The organism is Herbaspirillum sp. NPDC087042 (assembly GCF_044745245.1).
Lineage (GTDB): Bacteria > Pseudomonadota > Gammaproteobacteria > Burkholderiales > Burkholderiaceae_D > Herbaspirillum.
The window spans coordinates 223,349-244,551 of record NZ_JBIUZW010000007.1; the positions used below are offsets into that span (position 1 = coordinate 223,349).

The following is a 21,203-nucleotide window of genomic DNA, read 5'->3' on the forward strand; positions in this document are numbered from 1 at the left end:
ATCTGCTCTTTTTTTAATGTGCAGATCAAGTCCGGTTATGAAATAGTTACATTTTGTAACCGGGGATAATGGTACGACAAAACCTCACGAAACAAACGCGATTTTTCAGGGGAAGTAGCGCCCCATAGGGCTATCGCTGCCGATTTGCCCACCGCTCGTTGTCTCGGTACTACGTTTCAATAGCGATTCTGCACGCCCTTTGAATGATGGAATCCTGACAATGGATTCTTGTTTCGCGAGAACGCGAGCTTATCAGAGGCCGATAATTGACGCAGGAAGCAAAAAAAGGGCGCCGCCGGTATGCGCCTGGCGGGTGACGTATAGTGTCCCCGTTCGATCCCCCAGATCGCGCACCAGACGTTTCAGACAGAAAGCGTTCAGACAACAAGGAGATAGCCATGCCAGGGACCCCCGCCACACCGCGTCATCCCCCCCGATTCGCCACGTCATTGTTCCTGCTCACGCTGCTGGCGGCCTGCAGCACCAGCCCGACCCGGGAGAACGATCCCCCAGTGGGCGCGGCACCGCTCGCCTGCGCCCAGTTGCAGGACATGCGCATCCCGGCCAGTGCCATCGGCCTGCCTACCGGTGGCGCCCGCGTGACGGCTACCGAGGCAGTCGCTGCCAATGGCGAGGGGGCCAAGGCGGTCGGTGCCTACTGCAAGGTGAGCGCCGAGATTGCGCCGGTCGACCCCAAGGCGCCATCGATCCGCTTCCAGCTTGACCTGCCCACGCAATGGAACAGGAAAGCCCTGATGTTTGGCGGTGGCGGCTACGACGGCACCATCCCGGACGTTGCCGCCAATGTGCCGGCCGGCCCGGCCACGCTGCCCGGTCCGCTGGGACGCGGCTACGCCACCTTCGCCAGCGATTCGGGGCACCAGGCCAATGCCACCACCTCGCGCGATGGTTCCTTCGGCGCCAATGACGAGGCCTTGCGCAATTTTTCCGGCGACGCGCTCAAGAAGACCCGCGATGCGGCGCTGGCCATCCTCACCGCCCACTATGCCGCCCGGCCACAGAAGACCTATTTTGCCGGCGGTTCCACCGGTGGCCGCGAAGGCCTGGTCGTGGCCAGCAACTGGCCGGCCGATTTCGATGGCGTGATTTCGCTCTATCCAGCCTGGAACGCGGTGGCGCTGGACCTGCAATTCGGTCGCATGACGCGCGCCATGGCGCAGCCCGGCGCCTATGCCAACCCGGCCAAGCGCAAGCAGCTCTATGACGCCGCCATGGCCGCTTGCGACAAGCTCGATGGCGTCGTCGATGGCGTCATCAGCAATGTCGACGCCTGCAATGCCAGCTTCGATCCCGCCACCGCCATGCTCAACGGCACGGCGCTGCGTTGCCCTGGCGGTGCCGATACCGGCGACAGCTGTCTTTCGGATGCGCAGATCGCCACCTTCAAGGTCTTCAGCTCGCCCCTGGTGTTGCCCTATGTACTGGCCAGCGGCGAGACCAACTATCCCGGCTTCAATACCTGGGGGACCAACTGGGGCACGGGAGGCAGCAATGCCATGCAGGCCGTCATCCTGACCCTGGGGCTGGGTACGGCACAACCCGCCAACCCCATGCCCGGTGTGAGCGCCCAGGCCAGCCCGCCGTATCACAGTACCTTCTGGGACCAGTGGGTGCGCTATTTCGTCACCCGCGATGCCAGCTTCAACCCGCTGGCGCTGGACCCGCAGCAACCGGGCGCCTACCAGGCGCGCATCCTGCAGCTCAATGCGTTGCAGGACACCAACCAGGTGGATCTCTCGGCCTTCCGCGACAGGGGCGGCAAGATCCTCATCGCCCACGGCACCGCCGATGCACTGGTGAGTACCCAGGCCACGCGCCAGTACCTGGGCCGCTTGCGTGCGGCGATGGGGCCCGCCAAGGTGGAGAGCTTCGTGCGCTACTACGAGATCCCCGGATACGGCCACGTCTTCGGCACGGCCTTCAATGCCGCCTGGGACTCGCTCACCACGCTGGAAAACTGGGTCGAACAGCAACAGGCACCGGTGGACCAGGTGGTGGTGGATACGGTCGCCGTACCCGGACGCAGCAGGCCCTTGTGCGTGTATCCCGCCTGGCCGAAATACAAGGGAAGTGGCGAGATCAATGACGCCGGAAATTTTGTCTGTGTGACCCGGTAAGGCTGGGGAAACAGCTTGAGTCCTGCGGTGGCCTGCCTCGGTCACCGCAGGATTTTCATGTTATGCCCGCGCCCGGACAGGGCTCGCGATGCGGATCCGGCAGCGCTGTGAAGTCGCCTGGATATTTAAATATTTCAAAAAAATGACATGTAAATCTTTTGCGTCGGAAAAATTTACATTACCCATTTTTCTAATATTACAGGCATATTACATAAAACCTAAGTTGCAGATTTTAAAAGGTTTTTTGCTGTTTTAAAGTGCGTGGCATATAAGTTGCTCTGGCGGGGTTTTTCCTTAACACCTTGCCGGAGACATTCCTTGAAAACTTTGAGTCATCGCAACCGTTCCTTCCAGAATTCGCCCCTGAATAAAGACGTGCCGAAGCACGTTCGCCTGCACGCCATTGCGGCCGCCGCCGTGCTGATGCTGGCCGCACCGACGGCTTTCGCGGACTCCTTCTTCGTCCCCGGCAACCTGGTGGTCAGCGTTGAAGGCAATGGTGTCGTTGGCGCCACTTCCGGCCCGTATGGCGACAACCAGGCGGCGCCGCTGTCCCTGTTCCAGTACAAGCTCAGTGGCACCTCCGCCGCCAGCTACGTCAACAGCCTGGTACTCCCGCAGAGCAATTCGGGCAGCAACTACGCCGTCTCCAGCGAGTACGGTTCGAGCTCGGAAGGTTCGCTGCAACTGTCCGGCAATGGCAAGTACCTGACCATCATGGGCTACGGCATCAACGCCGCAACCTTCAATGCCAATCCGGGCAAGTACAGCCCCGATTCGACCAACACCGCGCTGGCGCAGTCGGGCAGCGTGCAGGGACAGTCCTACACGGCAGTGCCGCGCGTGGTCGCCCTGATCGATTCGAATGGTTCGGTGAATTCGTCCACCGCCCTCTATGGCGTCTTCAGCGGTAACAATCCGCGCAGCGCCTATACCCCTGACGGCAAGAACATCTATGTATCGGGCCAGGGTACCAAGGGCGACAATACCAGCGGCGTCTTCGTGGCACAGGTGGGCAGCAACACCGCCACCTCGGTGACCGGCAACGATGCCGGCGCCGGCGCCTCCCAGGACACCCGCTTCGTGACTGGCTACAACGGCCAGCTCTACGTGTCGTCCGACAGCAAGAGCGGCGCCACCAATCGTTCCTACATCGGTACGCTGGGCAATGGCATGCCGACCGGCCAGGCCAACAACGGCAATGGTCCTGCGCAATTGGCGGGCTTCGGCAATTCGGGCGGTACCGGCAAGGTGAGCATCACGGCGGCCACGACCAATGGCATCAATGCCCCTGGCCAGCAGATCAACCTCAGCCCGGAGGCCTTCTTCTTCGCCAATGCCACCACGATGTATGTGGCCGACAGCGGAACGTCCAAGCAGACCTCGGCCACCAGCAGCCTCGGCGACGGCGGCCTGCAGAAGTGGAGCCTGGTCAATGGCGCATGGCAGCTTGACTACACGGTTTCGGCCGGTCTGAACCTGGTGAGCAACAAGGCATCGGCCGGCACCACCGGCCTGCTTTCCCTGACCGGCCAGACGGTGATGGTCGACGGCGTGGAGCAGGAACAGATCTTCGCCATCAACTACACCGTCGGCGATCTCGATCCGACCTACCTGTTCGGCCTGACCGATATCCTGGGCGCCACCACCCTCCAGTCCGGCGAAGCCTTCGTCAAGCTGGCGACCGCACCGGCGGATTCCAACTTCAAGGGCGTCTCGTTTGCGCCGACCTCCGATGTGCCGGAGCCGGGTTCGCTGGCGCTGTTCTTTGCCGCCTTCGCAAGCCTGGTGGCGGTGCGTCGCAAGCGTGCTTGAGCTGATACCGCTGTTGCAGTCAAAGACGCCCGGCATGCCGGGCGTCTTTTTTGCGGTCAACGATAGGTCTGCCGCCCGCCTCAATCCGAGTAAAGGCCGAGCAACCACTCCCTGAACGCCCGCAGCGATGGCAGGGTTTCGTTGCGCTCCGGATTGACCAGGTAGTAGCTGCGCTCGCTGAGCATCGGCTCACCCAGCGCCACCACATCGCCACGCTTGATCTCGTCCTCGACCAGTGCCTGCGGCACCAGGCCCACACCTATCCCCGCCATGACTGCCTGGATCAGGTGCGAGGTCAGCTCGAAGCTGGGCCCCATGCGCATGTGGCGATGGTCCAGCGCGTGTTCGGAAAACCACTTGGCCCAGGCTTGCGGATTGCTGGCGATGGTCAGCAGCGGCTGGCTCTTGGCCCATGCGGGATCGATCCGCTTTTTGCGGCCGAGCTGGGCGGCGCCGGCAATGGCCACCAGCCATTCGTTCTGCAGGTGATGCGAGATCACGCCCGGCGGCGGGCCCACATGGACCGTGATGGCCGCATCGATCTCGCCGGCATCGTAGTCGATCTGCCCGATGCGCGAGTGGATATGGACGTTCACACCGGGATGCTCGCCATAGAAAAGATGTAGGCGCGGCAACAGCCATTTGGAGCCAAAGGTCGGCAAGGTCGCCAGCCGCAAGGAGCCGGTGCCCGACTGGTAAGACATGGCCTGCAAGGTGGCGCTGCGTATCCTGCCCAGCGCGGCACTCATCTCCAGCGCATAGCGGCGACCGACATCGGTGAGCCTGACCGCACGTCCTTCGCGCCGAAACAGTGTCACGCCGAGCTGGTCTTCCAGCGTCTGGATCTGCCGGCTGATGGCACTCTGGCTCAGCGCCAGCTCTTCCGCTGCCCGGGTGTAACTCTCGTAACGGGCCGCAGCCTCAAAGACCAGCAGCAGCGACATGGAAGGGGTGAGGCGACGCGGATTCATGAGTTTTATGCATTAAATGACGGCGGAATTTACGTTTGTTTTGCCGCTGAGCCTAGCAGATACTGGGCATGCTAGCCAATTACTCATGTATTCAAGTAAGCAATCCAGGAGTAGGCGGCCTCCATTCCTCTCTTGCTGCCCATGTCGATCGCCATCCTCCATCGCCTGACGCCCTCGGTATCCGGTCTTTACCAGGACTTCCTGACCACATTGCGCGATGCCGGCTTTGCCGGCGAGATCTCGGCGCGGGACGCCGACCGTACTGTCCTGTCCACCGACAATTCCATCTACCAGCGCCTGCCCCAGGCCGTGGTCTGCCCGGCCCACGTCGAGGATGTCATGCTGCTGGGCCGCCTGCTCGGCGAGGCCCGCCATCGCGAGATCAAGGTGGCGCCGCGCGGTGGCGGCACGGGGACCAATGGCCAGTCCTTGACCGATGGCATCGTGGTCGACCTGTCGCGCCATATGAATGCCATCCTGGAAATCAATGTGCAGGAGCGCTGGGTGCGGGTCCAGGCGGGCGTGGTCAAGGACCAGTTGAATGCGGCACTGAAAGCGCACGGACTGTTCTTCGCCCCCGAGTTGTCCACCTCCAATCGCGCCACCGTGGGCGGGATGATCAACACCGATGCCAGCGGACAAGGCAGCTGCACCTATGGCAAGACGCGCGACCACGTCCTCGACCTGGAGATGGTGCTGCTGGGCGGCGAACGCTTCTCCAGCCATTGCCTGTCTGCCGGGGACGTTGGCCCATGGCTGCAGCGCCCCGGCCGCGCCGGCGACCTGTTCAGGACCGCCCATCGCATCAGCCGCGACCAGGCCGCCCTGATCCGGGACAAGTTCCCTCCGCTCAATCGCTGCCTGACCGGCTACGACCTGGCCCATCTGCAGCAGGACGATGGCGGCTTCAATCTCAACAGCGTCCTGTGCGGGTCCGAGGGATCGCTGGGCTTCGTGGTGGAAGCCCGGCTCAATGTGCTGCCTGTGCCGGCGCATAGCACGCTGGTCAACATCAGCTATGCCTCGTTCATGGATGCCCTGCATGATGCGCGCGCGCTGATCCAGAAGCGCCCGCTCTCCATCGAAACGGTGGATTCCAAGGTCTTGCAGCTGGCCATGAAGGATATCGTCTGGAACGATGTCGGCGACTATTTCCCACAGGAGTCGGCCGCGCCGGTGCAGGGCATCAACCTGGTCGAGTTCAGCGGCGACGATGCCGATGCGCTGGAGCGCGAGGTCGCCGCTTTTGTGCAGTACCTGCGCAGCGACCAGACGGTGATCCGGCTGGGCCATACCATCGCCAGTGGCAACGATGCGGTCAAGCGCGTCTATGCCATGCGCAAGCGGGCCGTCGGCTTGCTGGGCAATGTGCAGGGGGAGGCCCGTCCCCAGCCCTTCGTCGAGGATACGGCGGTGCCGCCCGAACGTCTGCCAGACTATATTGCCGAGTTCCGGGCGCTGCTGGATTCCTACGGCCTGCAATACGGCATGTTCGGCCATGTGGATGCGGGCGTGTTGCACGTGCGCCCCGCGCTGGACATGAAAGACCCCGCGCAGGCAGCGCTGGTGCGCCCGATCAGCGATGCCGTGGCAGCGCTGACGCGCAAGCATGGCGGCCTGCTCTGGGGCGAGCACGGCAAGGGCGTGCGAAGCGAATATGCACCGGCCTTCTTCGGCGAACTCTATCCGGCGCTGCAGGAGATCAAGCAATCCTGCGATCCCTACAACCAGCTCAATCCGGGCAAGATCGCCACCTCGCCCGCGACCGGGCAGCCGCTGCTGAAGATCGATGGCGTGCCCACGCGCGGCCAGCACGACCGGCAGATCGACGAGCGCGTCTGGCAGAGCTACGGTGCCGCCATGCACTGCAACGGCAACGGCGCCTGCTACAACTACGATACGGACGATGCGATGTGCCCGTCCTGGAAGGCCACGCGCGATCGTGTGCATTCGCCCAAGGGCCGCTCATCGCTCATGCGTGAATGGCTGCGCCAGCAAGATGTGGCCGGCGGCGATGTCCTGCTAGCGGCGAAGGCTGTGGATAATTCAGAGGAGAGTCTGCTTTCCGAAACACGGAAACTGCGCCGCAGTGAGCACGCAGAAGATTTCTCCCACGAGGTCTACGACGCCATGGCCGGCTGCCTGGCTTGCAAGTCTTGTGCCGGGCAGTGTCCGGTCAAGGTCAATGTGCCGGATTTCCGCTCGCGCTTCCTGCAGCTTTATCACCAGCGCTATCGGCGTCCCTTGCGCGACTACCTGGTCGGCATGCTGGAGCCGATGCTGCCGCTGGTGGCGCGTTTTCCACGGGCCTACAACCAGGTCGTCGGGCAGACATGGCTGCGCAGCCTGATGGCGCGCTGGATCGGCCTGGTCGATAGCCCCGCCCTGGATGGCACCGATCTGGCCGCCGTGCTGGAGCAGTGGGACGTACAGCCAGCGACAGCGCAAAGCCTGTCATCGCTGAGCGGGCAGGAGCGTGAACGCAGCGTCGTGCTGGTGCAGGATGCCTTCACACGCTATTTCGAGACCTCCCTGGTGGCCGACTTTGTGGAGCTGGCGAGCCGGCTCGGGTATCGGGTCTGGCTGGCGCCTTACCTGCCCAATGGCAAGCCATTGCATGTGCATGGTTTCATGGCCAGGTTCGCGAAGGCCGCCATTACCAATGCCCAGTCATTGTCGGCGCTGGCGAAATCGGGTGTTGCCCTGGTTGGCATCGATCCCGCCATGACGCTGGTCTATCGCCAGGAATATCGCAAGGTGGACGCCATCGGCGATGTACCCAGGGTGGCCTTGCCGCAGGAGTGGCTGGAACGGGTGTTGGCCTCGCGGCCCCGGCCTGAGGCTGTGGCGGCGTCCTATCGTCTGATCGCGCATTGCACCGAGAAGACCAATGCGCCCGACAGCACGCGTCAATGGAAACAGGTATTTGCCGGCTTCGGCCTGGCGCTGAAGGTGGAGGAGGCGGGCTGTTGCGGCATGTCGGGGACCTATGGTCATGAAGCCCGCAACCTCGCCACGTCGAAGACCATCTATGCGCAGTCGTGGGAGCGCAAGCTGGAGGCGGGGGGCGATGAATTGCTGGCTACCGGGTATTCCTGTCGTAGCCAGGTCAGGCGATTGTCTGAGCGGGCGCTGCGGCATCCCTTGCAGGTGTTGTTGGAGTGGGTGAGGGGAGGGGGGGCAACGTGGCGACGGGCAATGATGAAAGGATGGATGAGATGAACCAGGCGAAGCGGGAAAACAGTTTCAAGAGCGCGCTGCAGGCCGGCCAGCTCCAGATCGGCCTGTGGCTGGCCCTGGCCAATGCCTACAGCGCGGAGCTTTGCGCTGGCAGCGGTTACGACTGGCTATTGATCGACGGCGAGCATGCGCCCAATGATTTGCGCAGCATCCTGTCGGCCCTGCAGGCCACGGCGCCCTACGGATCCCATCCGGTGGTGCGGATTCCGATCGGCGAAGCCAGCCTCATCAAACAGGTCCTGGAGGTCGGGGCGACGACCCTGCTGGTACCGATGGTGGAATCGGCCGGGCAAGCCGCAGAGCTGGTCAAGGCGATGCGCTATCCACCCGAGGGTGTGCGCGGCGTGGGCAGTGGTATCGCCCGGTCTTCGCGCTGGGGGCGTGATGGTGCCTATCTGCGCGAGGCCAATGAGCGGGTTTGTCTGCTGGTCCAGGTGGAGACGATCAGTGCGCTGGCGCAACTCGATGCCATCTGCGATGTGGAAGGCGTTGACGGTGTCTTCGTCGGGCCAGCCGACCTGGCCGCATCGATGGGGTATCTGGGCCAGCCGGCGCATCCGCACGTCGTGCAGGCGGTGGAGGCCGCCATTGCGCGCATCGTGCAGAAGCGACGCGCGGCTGGCATCCTGTGTACCGATCCCCAGCTGGCCCGGCGCTATATCGCGGCGGGCGCCAGCTTTGTTGCGGTAGGAGTGGATACCTCGTTGCTGGTGCTGGCATCGGACCAGTTGCTCAGGACATTCAGGCAAAGCGATTCCGGGGTCAGCGCCGCCGCGTATTGAGGCCGTCGTGCGTTGTTCAAGCGGGGGGAGTCATGCGAAATATCGATATCGTCTCGCTGCGTATCTTTGTGGCAGCGTGCGACCACAAGAACATCGCCCGTGCGGCGGATCAGGAACATCTGACGGCCTCGGCCGTGAGCAAGCGCATCTCCCAGCTGGAGCATGGGTGTGGCTTGCAACTGCTGCAGCGCAGTCGCCATGGCGTCTCGCCCACTACCGCAGGTTCCGCGCTGGCCGAGCACGCGCGCGAGATCATTTCACAGGTCGAACGCCTCAATGGCGAGATGGCCAGCATCAACAAGAGCATGAAGCACAGCCAGGTGCGTGTGCTGGCGTCGCCTTCTGCCTTGTCAGAATCCCTGCCGGACGATATCGCCGCCTTCCTTTCCCAGGCGTCCCATCGGCAGACCCGGATCCACCTGGAAGAGGCAAACGGCCACAGGATCGTGAACGCCGTCATGGAAGGCAGTGCCGAGATCGGGATCTGCTGGACCGGTGCCAGCGGCCATGGTCTGGAAACCCGCCCGTATCGTCACGATGAACTGGTGCTGGTCACGCACCCGGATCATCCGCTGGCACAGCGGGAGCGTGTTGCATTCGAGGAGACGCTGGTCTACGAGCATGTCGGCCTGCTGCCCTCCGGCGCTGTCCAGATCATGCTGCAGCGACTGGCCGCCCGGCAGGGAAAAACCGTGTCCTACCGCATGACCGTATCCAGCTTCGACGCCGCCCTGAAGATCGTGGCGGCCGGACTTGCCATCGGCATCGTGCCACGGCAGGTATGCCTGTCGGCCCGTTCCGGGGGAGGGCTGCGCATGGTGTCGCTGTCCGATGCGTGGCGTGATCGTGCCTTGTCGCTGTGCTTTCGCTATCACGACGCACTGTCGGCACCCGCCCGCGCGTTGGTCGATTACCTGGCCGGGTGCGAACAGGCACCCGGCGCAGCGCTCAATGATCAGAACCGGTGACGGATCGCCAGGCGGAAATAAGCCTGCTGGTTATCGCTGGAGGGGGCAATCGGACCGTTGATGGCCGCCACCGCCGCCTTACCGGTGGAATCGGTGCCACTGGCACGCTGGACGGCGCCGACCAGATAGATATCGGTACGCTTGGACAAGCTGTAGTCGACCCCCGCCATGAACTGGCGATAGGTCGCCCCTGGTAAACCGCCGGCACCGGCATTGCGCGTGAGGTTGACCCCCGCACCGGTCAGCCAGGCCGGGGAGATGCGATAGGTGTAGTTGCCCTCCAGGCTGTTGAAGACGGCTGTCCCGTGGTAAGCCAGCGGATTGGGGCCGGAGCTGGTGTCGCCCAGTCCGAGGAAGCGGACATTGCTGTAGGACAGTCCCAGTGTGCTGGCCCCCAGGGTGTATTGCAGGGAGCTGGCCAGGACTTGGTAGCTGCTGGCCGAGGCATAGCCGGAATAGACCGGGCCGTTGATGTTGTTGGTCGCAGACGAGGTCGCCGAATCCGAGAAGAACGAGGTATTGGGGTTATGCACGTTCAGGTAGGCGATGCCGCCGCTCAATGCCCCGGCAGTGTAGCTGGCGCCCAGCGAGTAGATCTGGTTGGTACCGCTGCTGCCTGCGGTTTCGCCGAAGCCGTAGAGCCCGGTCACCATCACGCCGGAAAAGTTGCCGCTGTACTTGAGTGCGTTGTTGACGCGATGGGCATTGTTCAGGTTATCGATGTCACCGGGGCGGGCGAAGACGTAGCCGCCCAGCTTGGCAAAGAGCTGATAGACCGCCAGGGTATCGACGACCGAATCGTACTGCCGGCCGAGCGTGAGCGTGCCAAGCTGGCTGTCGCCCAGGCCGACGAATGACTGCCGGCCAAACAGTCGTCCACCTTGGCCCAGACCGCCGGTGCCCACGTCAAAGCCGTTCTCCAGCACGAACAGGGCTTGCTTGCCACCGCCCAGGTCTTCCCTGCCTTGCAAGCCGATGCGGCTGCCGCTGGCCACGCCGCTGGTGAGACTGAGCAATCGGGGACCATTGGCGTTGGTGGTCCAGTTGACACCTTCGTCGAGAATGCCGTAAATAGTGACGCTGCTTTGTGCACAAGCCAGCGCGGGAAGAAATGCGATCGACAGCAATGCAGTACTGGTTTTTTTCATCGAGGGTCTCCTTGGTCTTGGTTCTCGGTTTTATAATCCGCCCGGCATCCAGGCCGGCACGGATGAGCGATGTGTTTACCGGGCCTGAGTCTTATCGAAGACGCATCTCCGCACAAACGCTATTTGGGAAAGTCAGGCATTCCGGATTGGAAAGCTTGATGTGGAAAGGAGCCCGCCTTGTGGCAGATTGATCCAACGTCATTGCGCTTATTTGTTGCCGTGTGCGAAGAGGGCAGCATAGGCCGCGCCGGTGATCGCGAGGGGATGGCGCCATCGGCCATCAGCAAGCGCATCGCCGATATCGAGGCATCCATCGGCACCCCCCTGCTCATGCGCACGCCGCGCGGGGTGACGATGACACCAGCCGGTGAGGTCCTGCTCAAGCAGGGGCGCCTGCTCATGCGTAGCGTGGAGCGGCTGCATTCCGAACTGCAGGCGTTCTCGGGTGGGGTACTAGGCTATGTGAAACTGCTGGCCAATGTGTCTTCCATCGTCGAGTTCCTGCCTGAGGAATTATCGGCCTTCCTGCGCAACAACCCGCAGATCCGCATTGAACTCGAAGAGCGTGTCAGTACCGATATCGTGCGCGGGGTAGCCGATGGCGCCGGTGATATCGGCATCTGTCGTGATTTTGTCGATACCAGTGGCCTGGAGGTATTTCCCTACAAGAGCGATCACCTGGCCGTCGTGGTCAACCAGGGGCATCCCCTGGCCGGTCGTGACCGGGTAGCCCTGATGGATACGCTGTCCTATGACTACATCGGCCTGATCATGAATGGCTCGATAGATCGCCTGGTCAATCGTATTGCGGCTGACCATGGCGGCACCGTGCATTACCGGATGCATGTCTCCAGCTTCGATGCGGCCTATCGTCTCATCAAGGAAGGCCTGGCCATCGCCGTCCTGCCGCAGGAGGCGGTGGAGCGTTATCTGGACATGTACAAGCTGCGCGCCATCCCGCTGGACGAGGCATGGGCGCGTCGCAGTTTTGTGCTGTGCGTCAAGCAGATGCACACTCTTTCTCCCATTGCAAAACGCCTGCTCGACCACCTGTTGCTGCAACAGCAGGCGAGCTGATCTGCCTCTGCACCCAGGCAGTCATCGTCAACGGCGATGACTGCCATCGCGCCTGCCTCGTTGCCCGCGATAGTGCGTCCCCTCATCATTGCGCCATGAAAAAGCTTGCATGATCGGCCCTTCGGGCGGGTCTGCGAACGACAAACATGGACGGCGACATGCCGTATCCGGCCCGCCAGGAAAGTCGCATGGCGAGCCGGCCAAGAGGGAGGCACATGCTGCAGCAGGAAATCCACCAGGCCCTGGCGCGTGAACTGCACGCCGCCGAGAAATCGGGCGTACAGATCGAACACTTTTCCCGGCGCTACCCCGAGCTGGTGATCGATGACAGTTATGCGATCCAGCGTGAATGGCTGACACTGAAGCTGGCCGAGGGCCGCAAGTGCATCGGCCACAAGATCGGCCTGACGTCGCGCGCCATGCAACTGGCATCCCAGATCACCGAGCCGGACTTCGGCATGCTGCTTGACGACATGCTGCTGCCCGACGGCGGGACGCTGCAGTCCGATCGCTTCATCGTGCCGCGCGTGGAGGTCGAGTTCGCCTTCATCCTCAAGCAGCCGCTCTCGGCCATCGAACGCGACATCACCGTCTTCGACGTCCTCAATGCCAGCGACTACGTGGTCCCGGCGCTGGAAATCATCGATGCCCGCATCGAGCAAGTGGATCGCCACACCAACACACCGCGCAAGGTCCTCGACACGATCGCCGACAACGCTGCCAACGCCGCCATCATCCTGGGCGGTCGCCCCGTCAGGCCGAACGAGGTCGATCTGCGCTGGGCCGGCGCGCTGCTCTATCGCAATGGCGTCATCGAGGAATCCGGCCTGGGCGCGGCGGTACTGAATCACCCGGCCAACGGCGTGGTGTGGCTGGCGCGCAAGCTGGCCGGCTTCGGCGAATCGCTGGCCGTCGGTGAGATCGTGCTGGCCGGCTCCTTTACACGTCCCGTGCCTTGCGCCAGAGGCGATGTCTTCCACGCCGACTATGGCCCGCTGGGTGCCATCAGTTTCAACGTCGCCTGAGTTGCCCAGGCCAACACCGATCTTTCTTTCGTGATGGAACCATGACTAGCCATTTGATCAACGTCGCCGGTATCGACGTCTCGCCGCATCACTACATCGGCGGCAGCCGTGTCGCCTCGCCGGAGAGCTTCGAACTGCATTCGCCCATCGACCAGCGCCTGCTCGGGCGTATCTCCGAAGGCTTGCCGGAACACGTGGATGCTGCCGTCAGCGCAGCGGCCAAGGCCTTCCCGGCGTGGGCTGCACTGGGTCCGGCACAGCGCAAGATCTTCCTGGACCGCTTCGCGGCCGAGATCGGCAAGCGCAGCGAGGCTTTCTGCCTGCTGGAGTCCAACGACGCCGGCGTGCTGCTCTCGCGCATGAAGCATGGCGTGGTACCGCGCGCCATGCTCAACATCTCCTGGTTTGCCGACCATGCATTGGGCTTGCAGGACAAGGTCATCGAGACCGAACAGGCAAGCCACTTGGTGCGTCACGATCCGGCTGGTGTGGTGGCCATCATCACCCCGTGGAATTCACCATTGATGCTGGCCACCTGGAAGGTCGGTCCGGCGCTGGCTGCCGGCAATACCGTGGTGGTCAAGCCGCCCGAGTGGGCGCCGCTGACCAGCTCGCTGCTGGCCGATGCCGCTGATGCAGCCGGCTTGCCGCCGGGCGTCTTCAACGTCGTCCAGGGACGCGGCGCCACCACCGGCGCCGGCCTGGTGTCGGACAAGCGCCTGGCCCGCATCTCCTTTACCGGATCGGTACCCACCGCCAAGTGGATCGCCCAGGCCGCCGGCCAGAACCTGGTGCCGTGCAGCCTGGAGCTGGGCGGCAAGTCGCCCTTCATCGTGCTGGAGGATGCCGATCTGGATAACGCCGCCGCCACCGGCGCCCTCATGTATCGCAATGCCGGCCAGGTGTGCCTGGCGGGTACCCGCTTCCTGGTCCACGAAAGGGTGGCCGATGCCTTCGTCGAACGCATGCGCGGCTACGTCGAGAACCTCAATGTGGGCGATCCGCGCGAGGAGGCCACCGAGGTCGGCCCGATCATTCACCCGCGCCAGTTCACCCGGGTCAAGGACTTCGTGCTGCGGGCCATCGCCGATGGCGCCAGGGTCTTGTGGGGCGGCTCCTGGCATCCCTATGGGCCGCAGTACTTCGAGCCGACCATGCTGACCGATGTGCGCCAGGACTCCGAGATCGTGCAGAACGAGGTGTTCGGTCCGGTGCTGACCCTGCAGACCTTCCGCAACGATGAAGAGGCGCTGGAGCTGGCCAACGGCACCGACTATGGCCTGGGTGGCGTCTGCTATGGCGAGGTCGGGCACGCCACCGCGCTGGCAGAGCGCGTGCGCACCGGCTTCATCTGGGTCAACTCCTTTGGCATCCGCGACCTGGCTGCACCGTTTGGCGGCATCAAGCGTTCCGGCATCGGCCGCGAGGGCGGGGAGTGGAGCTTCGAATTCTTTTGCGACGTGAAGGACGTGGTCGTTCCCAAGAAGCCCTTCCGCGCAAGTTTCAGTCAACGATAGGAGAGCAGAAATGGGAAAGATTGTCGGCGCAGCATTGGTGTCCCACCATCCGGGGCTGTTCCAGTCGGACGAGTTCCGCGTCAAGATGGGCAATGGCGAAGACTCCGACCTGGTGCCGGGCTATGAACGCGTGCGCAGGAAGATCGAGGAAGTCGAGGCCGACACCATCATCATCTTCGACTCGCACTGGTTCACCACGGGTTTCCATCTCATCGATGGCGGCGCGCACTTCAAGGGCAGCTATATCTCCGACGAGATGCCCTGGTACCTCTATGGTCAGCAATACGACTATGCCGGCTCGCCGGCACTGGCCGGGCTGATCGAGGCCGTGGCCCAGGAGAACAATGTCTTCAGCAAGGCCATCTACGACAAGGACCTGCCGCGCCACTACGCCACCATCAATGTGGTCAACAAGCTGGTGAAGGGCGAGAAGGTGGTCTCCGTCAGTACCTGCCAGAACTGCCAGCCGCATCACTACATCGAGTCCGGCCGGGTCATCGGCGAGGCCATTGCCCGCAGCGATGCCCGCGTGGTGCTGCTGGGATCGGGGGCGTTGAGCCACAAGTTCAACGAGATCGACTGGGTGCAGAAGAACCCGCGCATCTATCACGAAGAGAACGTCTCCCGCACGGAAAACATCGCCCTGGACAAGGAAGCCATCGCCCTCTTCGAAGAAGGACGTCATGACCTGATCCTGTCGCAATGGGATGCCAAGTTCCGTCCGCTGCCCTGGGAAGGCTTCGGTGGCCATTACCTGCAGCTGGTGGGTGCACTGGGTGCCGAGCAGTGCCGGGCCAAGGGGACGACCTTGTCGGCCTACGAGAACGCGCGCGGCACGGGCAACGTGCATATCTGGTTCGACATCCAGTAAGAACCTTCGACGAGACTGCAGAAAGACGGGTAACGACCATGCAATTTGAATTTCCTATCGAGGGCTTGCCCTCCGTGATGCGCGGTCCGCGCATCGAGCGCCGGCGTGTCCTGGTGGGCGGCAGCGCCTTCTGGGGCCGCATCGTGGAAGGCGGCGAGCATGCCGGCCGGCTGCAACTGGACGATGGCCGCCTGCTGGAGGCTGAGGGGCAGCACTACCTGCCACCGGTCGATCCGAGCAAGATCATCGCCATCCACATCAGCTACAGCTCGCGCAGTGTCGAGACGCGCAACAAGCCGCGTCCGACCGAGACGCCGACCTATTTCACCAAGCCTACCACCTCGCTCAACGGCCACGGTGGCCAGATCCTCAAGCCGGCCGATTGCCAGTACCTGAACTACGAGGGCGAGTACGCGGTGGTGATCTCGCGCACCTGCCGTAATGTCACCCCTGACGAGGCCTGGGACTACATCGAGGGATTCTGCCCGGCACTGGACATGGGCCTGCAGGACTTCCGCGATACCGACCAGGGCAGCATGCTGCGCGTCAAGGGGGCCGACACGCTGTTGCCGATCGGTCCGGGCATCGTGCGCGGCGTCAACCTGTTCGAGCAGACCCTGCGCACCCTGGTCAATGGCCACGTCGTACAGGAAGCGCACATCGGCGAGGAGACGGTATGGGGACCGCACTACGTCATCGCCGACCTGGCGCGCCATATCACGCTGCTGCCGGGCGACGTGATCCTGATGGGCACGCCCTGTCACTCCCGCAGCATCGATGCGGGCGATACCGTGTCCTGCGAGATTACCGGCATCGGCAAGGTCAGCGGCACGGTCGTGGGAATCGCCCAGCCGCGTGCAGCGGCCTTGGGCGTGGGCCACATGCCCACCGATACGCCGGAAGTGCGTCGCGTTGCACTGGGGTTCGACGAGCGTGTGCCGGAGCGCTTCAAGGACAACCTGCAGAAGGCGCGCAAGGAGAAGCACCATGTTTAAGACCTGCATCGTCGGTGCCGGCGCCATCGGTGGCTTCATCGGCACGCGCCTGGCCATGACGGGCCAGACGACGGTCAGCGCGATTGCCATTGGCGAGACGCTGGCGTCGTTGCGCAGCCACGGCTGGCAACTGGAAACGGCTGGCCAGACCATCACGGCGCCCGTCGAGGCCACCGATGACGCTGCTAGCCTGGGCCACCAGGATCTGCTCGTCATTGCCCTGAAGGGGAATGTGCTGCCGCTGGTGGCGCCCAGCCTGGCGCCGCTGATCGGTCCGGATACCGTGGTGATGCCGGCCATGAATGGCGTGCCATGGTGGTTCAATGCCGGTCTGGAAGGCCGGGCCGGCGAGCCGCTGACGGCAGTCGATCCGGGTGGCGTCATCGCCGCGGCCATCCCGGCGGCGCAGGTGCTGGGGTGCGTGGTGCATGCCAGTTGCACCTCGCCCAGAGCGGGCGTGGCGCGCCATGTGATGGGCAATGGCCTCATCGTCGGCGAAGCCTTCGGCGGCGAATCCGCGCGTGCTGCAAAGGTGGTCGGGCTGCTCAAGGCCGCCGGGTTCGACGCCAGCCTGTCGCGCGATATCCGTTACGACGTCTGGTACAAGCTGTGGGGCAACCTGACCATGAATCCGGTCTCGGCCATCACCGGCGCCACCGTCGATCGCATGCTGGCCGATCCGCTGGTGCGCGGCTTCTGCTCGGCGGCCATGCAGGAAGCTGCCCGCATCGGCGAACGCCTGGGCTGCGCGATTAGCCAGGATCCCGAGGAGCGCCACGCCATCACGGCCAAGCTGGGGGCTTTCAAGACTTCGATGTTGCAGGATGCCGAGGGCCATCGTCCACTGGAGATCGACAGCATCGTCGCCGCCGTCCACGAACTGGGCCAGCGCGTCGAGGTGTCCACGCCTAGTATCGCTGCCTTGCTGGGCCTGAGCCGCCTGTTCGGACGCATGCGCGGCTTGTATCCGGAAGACGGGGCGCATTGATGGGCGCGTCCATGTTCAAGAACCATATCGCCGGCCAATGGGTCGATGGCGCCCATGCGGCCGAGAACATCAATCCCTCCGATACGCGTGATGTGATCGGCCTGTATGCGCGTGCCGATGCCAGCCAGGTGCGCCAGGCCATCGAGGCAGCGCATGCCGCGCTGCCCAAAGCCGCGGCCATGCCGGTGCAGCAGCGCGCCGACGCCCTGGAGCAGATCGCGCAGGAAATCCATGCGCGCCGCCTGGAGCTGGCCGACCTGCTGGCACGGGAAGAGGGCAAGACCCTGGGAGAGGCACTGGGCGAGGTGTTGCGCGCGGCACAGTTGTTTCGCTTCTATGCCGGTGAGGTCGTGCGGCAGGCGGGCGAATTGCTGCCCTCGCTGCGACCGGGCATCGCCATCGAAGTCACGCGTGAGCCGGTCGGCGTGGTGGGCGTGATCACGCCGTGGAATTTCCCGATCGCCATTCCCGCCTGGAAGATCGCCCCGGCCCTGGCCTATGGCAATACGGTGGTCTTCAAGCCCGCCGACCTGACACCGGCCTGCGCCTGGGCGCTGGCCGAGATCATCAGCCGCGCCGGCTTTGCCGAGGGCGTCTTCAACCTGGTCATGGGGCGTGGCAGGGAAGTGGGCGATGTACTGGTGAGCGATGCACGGGTAGCCGCCATCACCTTCACCGGCTCCGATACCGTCGGCCGGGGCGTGGCGCGGGCCTGCGTGGAGCGCGCCGGTCCCATGGCCAAGTTCCAGCTGGAGATGGGGGGCAAGAATCCGCTGGTCATCCTGGAGGATGCCGACCTGGAGGTGGCCGTCGAGTGCGCCATCAACGGTGCCTTCTACGCCACCGGCCAGCGCTGCACGGCCTCTTCGCGCATCGTGGTCTGCGACGCCATCCATGACCGCTTCATCGATGCCATGGTGGCACGGATGCAGCAGCTGACCGTGGGCGACGCCCGCGATCCTGCCACCCGCATCGGTCCGGTGGTGGACGAGCGCCAGCTCGCCCGCGACCTGGAATTCATTGCCATTGCGCAGGCCGAAGGAGCGCAGCTGGCCTATGGCGGGCAGCATCGCCGCAGCGTCAATGGCCAGCCGGGGCATTTCCTGGTGCCGGCGCTGTTCACGGGGACCAGCAATGACATGCGTATCAACCGGGAAGAGGTATTCGGTCCGGTGGCCGCAGTGATTCGCGTCAGCGATGCCGAGCACGCCCTGGCGGTCGCCAACGATACCGAGTTCGGCCTGTCGGCGGGTGTGGTGACGACATCGCTGAAGGCTGCCACGCATTTCAAGCGCCATCTGCAGGCCGGCATGGTGATGGTCAATGCCCCCACGGCCGGGGTCGATCCGCACGTTCCCTTTGGCGGACGCAAGGGGTCGAGCTACGGTCCGCGCGAGCAGGGACGTCATGCCGCCGAGTTCTATACCACCCTCAAGACCAGCTATCTGCAGGCGTGATGCCCTGCGCTGTCCAGCAAGGAAACCATGATCTCCAAGTTACCCAGTCATATCGTCATCCGTGAGGTGGGCCTGCGCGACGGCTTGCAAAGCCTGCAGACCATCATGCCCACCGATGCCAAGTGCGCGTGGATACGCGATGCCCACGCCGCCGGCCTGCGCGAGATCGAAGTGGGCTCCTTCGTCCCCCCCAGGCTGCTGCCCCAGATGGCCGATACGGTCGAGGTGGTGGCCTATGCCAAAACGCTCCCCGGCTTGCAGGTGACGGCCCTGGTGCCCAACGTCAAGGGCGCCTTGCGCGCCTTCGAGGCCGGCGTCGATCACATCGTCCTGCCCATTTCGGCCAGCCTCAAGCACAGCCTGGCCAATGTGCGGCGCACCCCGCTGGAGATGATGGACGAGTTGCGCGCCATCCTCGACGAACGCCGCAACGCCGGTGCGACTACACGCGTGGAAGCCGGCATCGGTACCGCCTTCGGCTGCGGATTGCAGGGCGAGGTGGCGCCCGATGAGGTCATCGGCCTGATGGAAACCGCACTGGAAGCCGGTGCCGACTGCGTCAGCCTGGCCGATACCATCGGCTACGCCGACCCGGCACGCGTGCGCAGCCTGTTCGAACGTGCCATCGGCCTGGCCGGTGCGCGCTTCTGGTGTGGCCACTTCCACGATACGCGCGGTCTGGCGCTGGCCAATGTGCTGGCCGCGCTCGAATGCGGCGTGGCGCGCTTTGATGCATCGCTGGCCGGCATCGGTGGCTGTCCCTTTGCGCCCGGCGCCAGCGGCAACGTGGCCACCGAAGACCTGGCCTACATGCTGGCCAGCATGGGCCTGCCTACCGGGATCGATATCGAGGCGCTGTTGCGCTTGCGTGGCGTGGTCGCCAGCCAGTTGCCCGGTGAGAGTCTGCATGGCGTGATCGCCCGCGCCGGACTACCCAGGATCGCGCCTTTTCAGGCAGCGAGCCATTAACCAAGGAAGCTGAATCATGAACCCATCTACGCTGCCGCTGGCCGGCATCCGCGTCATCGAGTTTTCGCACATGGTCATGGGACCGACCTGCGGGATGATCCTGGCCGACCTCGGTGCCGAGGTCATCAAGATCGAACCCGCCGGTGGCGACAAGACGCGCAAGCTGCCCGGTCTGGGCGCCGGTTTCTTCCGCACTTTCAACCGCAACAAGAAGAGCGTGGTACTCGACATCGGTACGCCCGAAGGCCGCGCCTCGGCACTGGCGCTGGTCGACAGCGCCGATGTGCTGATCGAGAATTTCCGTCCCGGCTACATGGAAGCGGCGGGGCTGGGCTATGCCGCCCTGGCCGAGCGTAATCCCGGCCTGATCTACGTATCGCACAAGGGCTTCCTGCCCGGCCCTTACGACCATCGCACCGCGCTGGACGAGGTGGTGCAGATGATGGGCGGACTGGCCTACATGACCGGGCCGCCAGGGCAGCCGCTGCGCGCGGGTTCCTCGGTCAACGACATCATGGGCGGCATGTTCGGTGTCATCGGTGTGCTGGCGGCCTTGCAGGAGCGTCATCGTACCGGCATCGGTCAGGAGATCCAGAGCGCGCTGTTCGAGAACTGCGTGTTCCTCTCGGCCCAGCACATGCAGCAATACGCCATGAGCGGCGAGCCACCGCCGCCATTCCCGGCACGTGTATCGGCCTGGAGCGTGTACGACGTCTTCCCGCTGGCGGGCGACCAGCAGCTCTTCATTGCCGCCGTCAGCGACAAGCAATGGCTGAGCCTGTGCGACGTGCTGGGGGCCTCCGAACTGGCCGCCGACGAATCGCTGCGCACCAATCAGCAGCGCGTGGCGCAGCGTCCGCGCCTGTTGCAGGCGCTGCGCGTCATCCTGGCCAACTTCGATATCGATACGCTGTCGGGCCTGCTGGAAAAGGCCGGGCTGCCCTATGCCCCCATCAACCGTCCCGACCAGTTGTTCGATGACCCGCATCTGCTGGGCAGCGGTGGCCTGGTGCCGATGCAGACCGATAGCGGCGAACAGACCCAGGTGCCGCTGCTGCCGCTGTTGATGGGCGGTCGCCGGCTGGGCGTGCAACGCCCCTTGCCGCGTGTCGGGGAGCATAGCGAAGAGGTGCTGTCCTCACTCATATCGCACTGACAGCAAGCCGCAACGGCCCTGGCGGGCCGTGACGAGAACAAGAAGAAACCAATAGCGCGCCGCTGGCGGCGCGCACAAGAACCGCC

16 protein-coding genes are annotated in these 21,203 nt (G+C 63.9%); 14 read left to right on the forward strand and 2 right to left on the reverse strand.

The window, feature by feature from the left end; all coding sequences use genetic code 11:
* Positions 1-398: 398 nt before the first annotated feature.
* Both ACIPHN_RS12125 and ACIPHN_RS12130 read left to right on the forward strand, forming a co-directional pair.
* Positions 399-2,138: a tannase/feruloyl esterase family alpha/beta hydrolase gene (locus tag ACIPHN_RS12125; protein WP_400436408.1), complete on the forward strand. Its 1,740-nt coding sequence runs from the start codon at positions 399-401 to the stop codon at positions 2,136-2,138.
* A 375-nt stretch (positions 2,139-2,513) separates the two neighbouring features.
* Entirely contained in the window at positions 2,514-3,953 is a 1,440-nt protein-coding gene (locus ACIPHN_RS12130) for a PEP-CTERM sorting domain-containing protein (protein WP_400436409.1), read from the forward strand.
* An 80-nt stretch (positions 3,954-4,033) separates the two neighbouring features.
* Here ACIPHN_RS12130 and ACIPHN_RS12135 read toward each other — a convergent pair whose 3' ends face one another.
* A complete protein-coding gene (locus ACIPHN_RS12135) occupies positions 4,034-4,924 on the reverse strand; it encodes a LysR substrate-binding domain-containing protein (RefSeq protein WP_400436411.1) in 891 nt (296 codons plus the stop codon).
* A 141-nt stretch (positions 4,925-5,065) separates the two neighbouring features.
* Between ACIPHN_RS12135 and ACIPHN_RS12140 the strand changes: the two genes are divergently transcribed.
* Genes ACIPHN_RS12140 through ACIPHN_RS12150 form a run of 3 tightly spaced genes read left to right on the forward strand, consistent with a single transcriptional unit; the run spans position 5,066 to position 9,914 of the window.
* Entirely contained in the window at positions 5,066-8,146 is a 3,081-nt protein-coding gene (locus tag ACIPHN_RS12140) for an FAD-binding and (Fe-S)-binding domain-containing protein (protein WP_400436413.1), read from the forward strand.
* Complete coding sequence (gene hpaI, locus ACIPHN_RS12145) at positions 8,143-8,946, forward strand: 4-hydroxy-2-oxoheptanedioate aldolase (RefSeq protein ID WP_400436415.1); 804 nt, start codon at positions 8,143-8,145, stop codon at positions 8,944-8,946. Before ACIPHN_RS12140 ends, hpaI begins: the two co-directional genes overlap by 4 nt.
* Before the next feature lie 32 nt (positions 8,947-8,978).
* Positions 8,979-9,914: a LysR family transcriptional regulator gene (locus tag ACIPHN_RS12150; protein WP_400436417.1), complete on the forward strand. Its 936-nt coding sequence runs from the start codon at positions 8,979-8,981 to the stop codon at positions 9,912-9,914.
* On the opposite strand, the gene ACIPHN_RS12155 is transcribed toward ACIPHN_RS12150, so the two are convergent.
* Positions 9,902-11,062: a porin gene (locus ACIPHN_RS12155; RefSeq protein ID WP_400436419.1), complete on the reverse strand. Its 1,161-nt coding sequence runs from the start codon at positions 11,060-11,062 to the stop codon at positions 9,902-9,904. The two genes, ACIPHN_RS12150 and ACIPHN_RS12155, sit on opposite strands and share 13 nt — an antisense overlap.
* Before the next feature lie 201 nt (positions 11,063-11,263).
* Here ACIPHN_RS12155 and ACIPHN_RS12160 point away from each other — a divergent pair, with 201 nt between their 5' ends.
* The 9 genes from ACIPHN_RS12160 to ACIPHN_RS12200 all read left to right on the forward strand — a co-directional run bounded on the left by ACIPHN_RS12160 (position 11,264) and on the right by ACIPHN_RS12200 (position 21,117).
* Positions 11,264-12,139 carry a LysR family transcriptional regulator gene (locus ACIPHN_RS12160; RefSeq protein WP_400436470.1) on the forward strand — a complete coding sequence of 292 codons (876 nt, stop codon included), beginning with the start codon at positions 11,264-11,266 and terminating at the stop codon, positions 12,137-12,139.
* Between the two features lie 215 nt (positions 12,140-12,354).
* Complete coding sequence (gene hpaH / locus ACIPHN_RS12165; RefSeq protein WP_400436421.1) at positions 12,355-13,164, forward strand: 2-oxo-hept-4-ene-1,7-dioate hydratase; 810 nt, start codon at positions 12,355-12,357, stop codon at positions 13,162-13,164.
* A gap of 41 nt (positions 13,165-13,205) precedes the next feature.
* On the forward strand, positions 13,206-14,681 hold the full coding sequence (locus ACIPHN_RS12170; RefSeq protein WP_400436423.1) for an aldehyde dehydrogenase family protein: 1,476 nt from the start codon (positions 13,206-13,208) through the stop codon (positions 14,679-14,681).
* Positions 14,682-14,691: 10 nt separating this feature from the next.
* Positions 14,692-15,552, forward strand: a complete 861-nt coding sequence (locus ACIPHN_RS12175; protein ID WP_400436425.1) for an extradiol ring-cleavage dioxygenase — start codon at positions 14,692-14,694, stop codon at positions 15,550-15,552.
* Positions 15,553-15,590: 38 nt separating this feature from the next.
* Positions 15,591-16,547 carry a fumarylacetoacetate hydrolase family protein gene (locus ACIPHN_RS12180; RefSeq protein ID WP_400436427.1) on the forward strand — a complete coding sequence of 319 codons (957 nt, stop codon included), beginning with the start codon at positions 15,591-15,593 and terminating at the stop codon, positions 16,545-16,547.
* Complete coding sequence (locus ACIPHN_RS12185; protein WP_400436429.1) at positions 16,540-17,535, forward strand: 2-dehydropantoate 2-reductase; 996 nt, start codon at positions 16,540-16,542, stop codon at positions 17,533-17,535. The genes ACIPHN_RS12180 and ACIPHN_RS12185 overlap by 8 nt, the downstream gene beginning before the upstream one ends.
* Positions 17,536-17,546: 11 nt before the next feature.
* The gene (locus ACIPHN_RS12190) at positions 17,547-18,992 is read left to right on the forward strand and encodes an aldehyde dehydrogenase family protein (RefSeq protein ID WP_400436431.1); all 1,446 of its coding nucleotides are present in this window, start codon (positions 17,547-17,549) and stop codon (positions 18,990-18,992) included.
* Positions 18,993-19,019: 27 nt separating this feature from the next.
* On the forward strand, positions 19,020-19,961 hold the full coding sequence (locus tag ACIPHN_RS12195) for a hydroxymethylglutaryl-CoA lyase (RefSeq protein ID WP_400436433.1): 942 nt from the start codon (positions 19,020-19,022) through the stop codon (positions 19,959-19,961).
* A gap of 16 nt (positions 19,962-19,977) precedes the next feature.
* A complete protein-coding gene (locus ACIPHN_RS12200; RefSeq protein WP_400436435.1) occupies positions 19,978-21,117 on the forward strand; it encodes a CaiB/BaiF CoA transferase family protein in 1,140 nt (379 codons plus the stop codon).
* Positions 21,118-21,203 lie beyond the last annotated feature (86 nt).

Coding starts and splice junctions, on each gene's coding strand:
- ACIPHN_RS12185 (WP_400436429.1), top strand. CDS start 16,540: ATGTTTAAGACCTGCATCGTCGGTGCCGGCGCCATCGGTGGCTTCATC.
- ACIPHN_RS12180 (WP_400436427.1), top strand. CDS start 15,591: ATGCAATTTGAATTTCCTATCGAGGGCTTGCCCTCCGTGATGCGCGGT.
- ACIPHN_RS12195 (WP_400436433.1), top strand. CDS start 19,020: ATGATCTCCAAGTTACCCAGTCATATCGTCATCCGTGAGGTGGGCCTG.
- hpaH (WP_400436421.1), top strand. CDS start 12,355: ATGCTGCAGCAGGAAATCCACCAGGCCCTGGCGCGTGAACTGCACGCC.
- ACIPHN_RS12135 (WP_400436411.1), bottom strand. CDS start 4,924: ATGAATCCGCGTCGCCTCACCCCTTCCATGTCGCTGCTGCTGGTCTTT.
- ACIPHN_RS12140 (WP_400436413.1), top strand. CDS start 5,066: ATGTCGATCGCCATCCTCCATCGCCTGACGCCCTCGGTATCCGGTCTT.
- ACIPHN_RS12125 (WP_400436408.1), top strand. CDS start 399: ATGCCAGGGACCCCCGCCACACCGCGTCATCCCCCCCGATTCGCCACG.
- hpaI (WP_400436415.1), top strand. CDS start 8,143: ATGAACCAGGCGAAGCGGGAAAACAGTTTCAAGAGCGCGCTGCAGGCC.
- ACIPHN_RS12190 (WP_400436431.1), top strand. CDS start 17,547: ATGTTCAAGAACCATATCGCCGGCCAATGGGTCGATGGCGCCCATGCG.
- ACIPHN_RS12175 (WP_400436425.1), top strand. CDS start 14,692: ATGGGAAAGATTGTCGGCGCAGCATTGGTGTCCCACCATCCGGGGCTG.
- ACIPHN_RS12170 (WP_400436423.1), top strand. CDS start 13,206: ATGACTAGCCATTTGATCAACGTCGCCGGTATCGACGTCTCGCCGCAT.
- ACIPHN_RS12155 (WP_400436419.1), bottom strand. CDS start 11,062: ATGAAAAAAACCAGTACTGCATTGCTGTCGATCGCATTTCTTCCCGCG.
- ACIPHN_RS12200 (WP_400436435.1), top strand. CDS start 19,978: ATGAACCCATCTACGCTGCCGCTGGCCGGCATCCGCGTCATCGAGTTT.
- ACIPHN_RS12150 (WP_400436417.1), top strand. CDS start 8,979: ATGCGAAATATCGATATCGTCTCGCTGCGTATCTTTGTGGCAGCGTGC.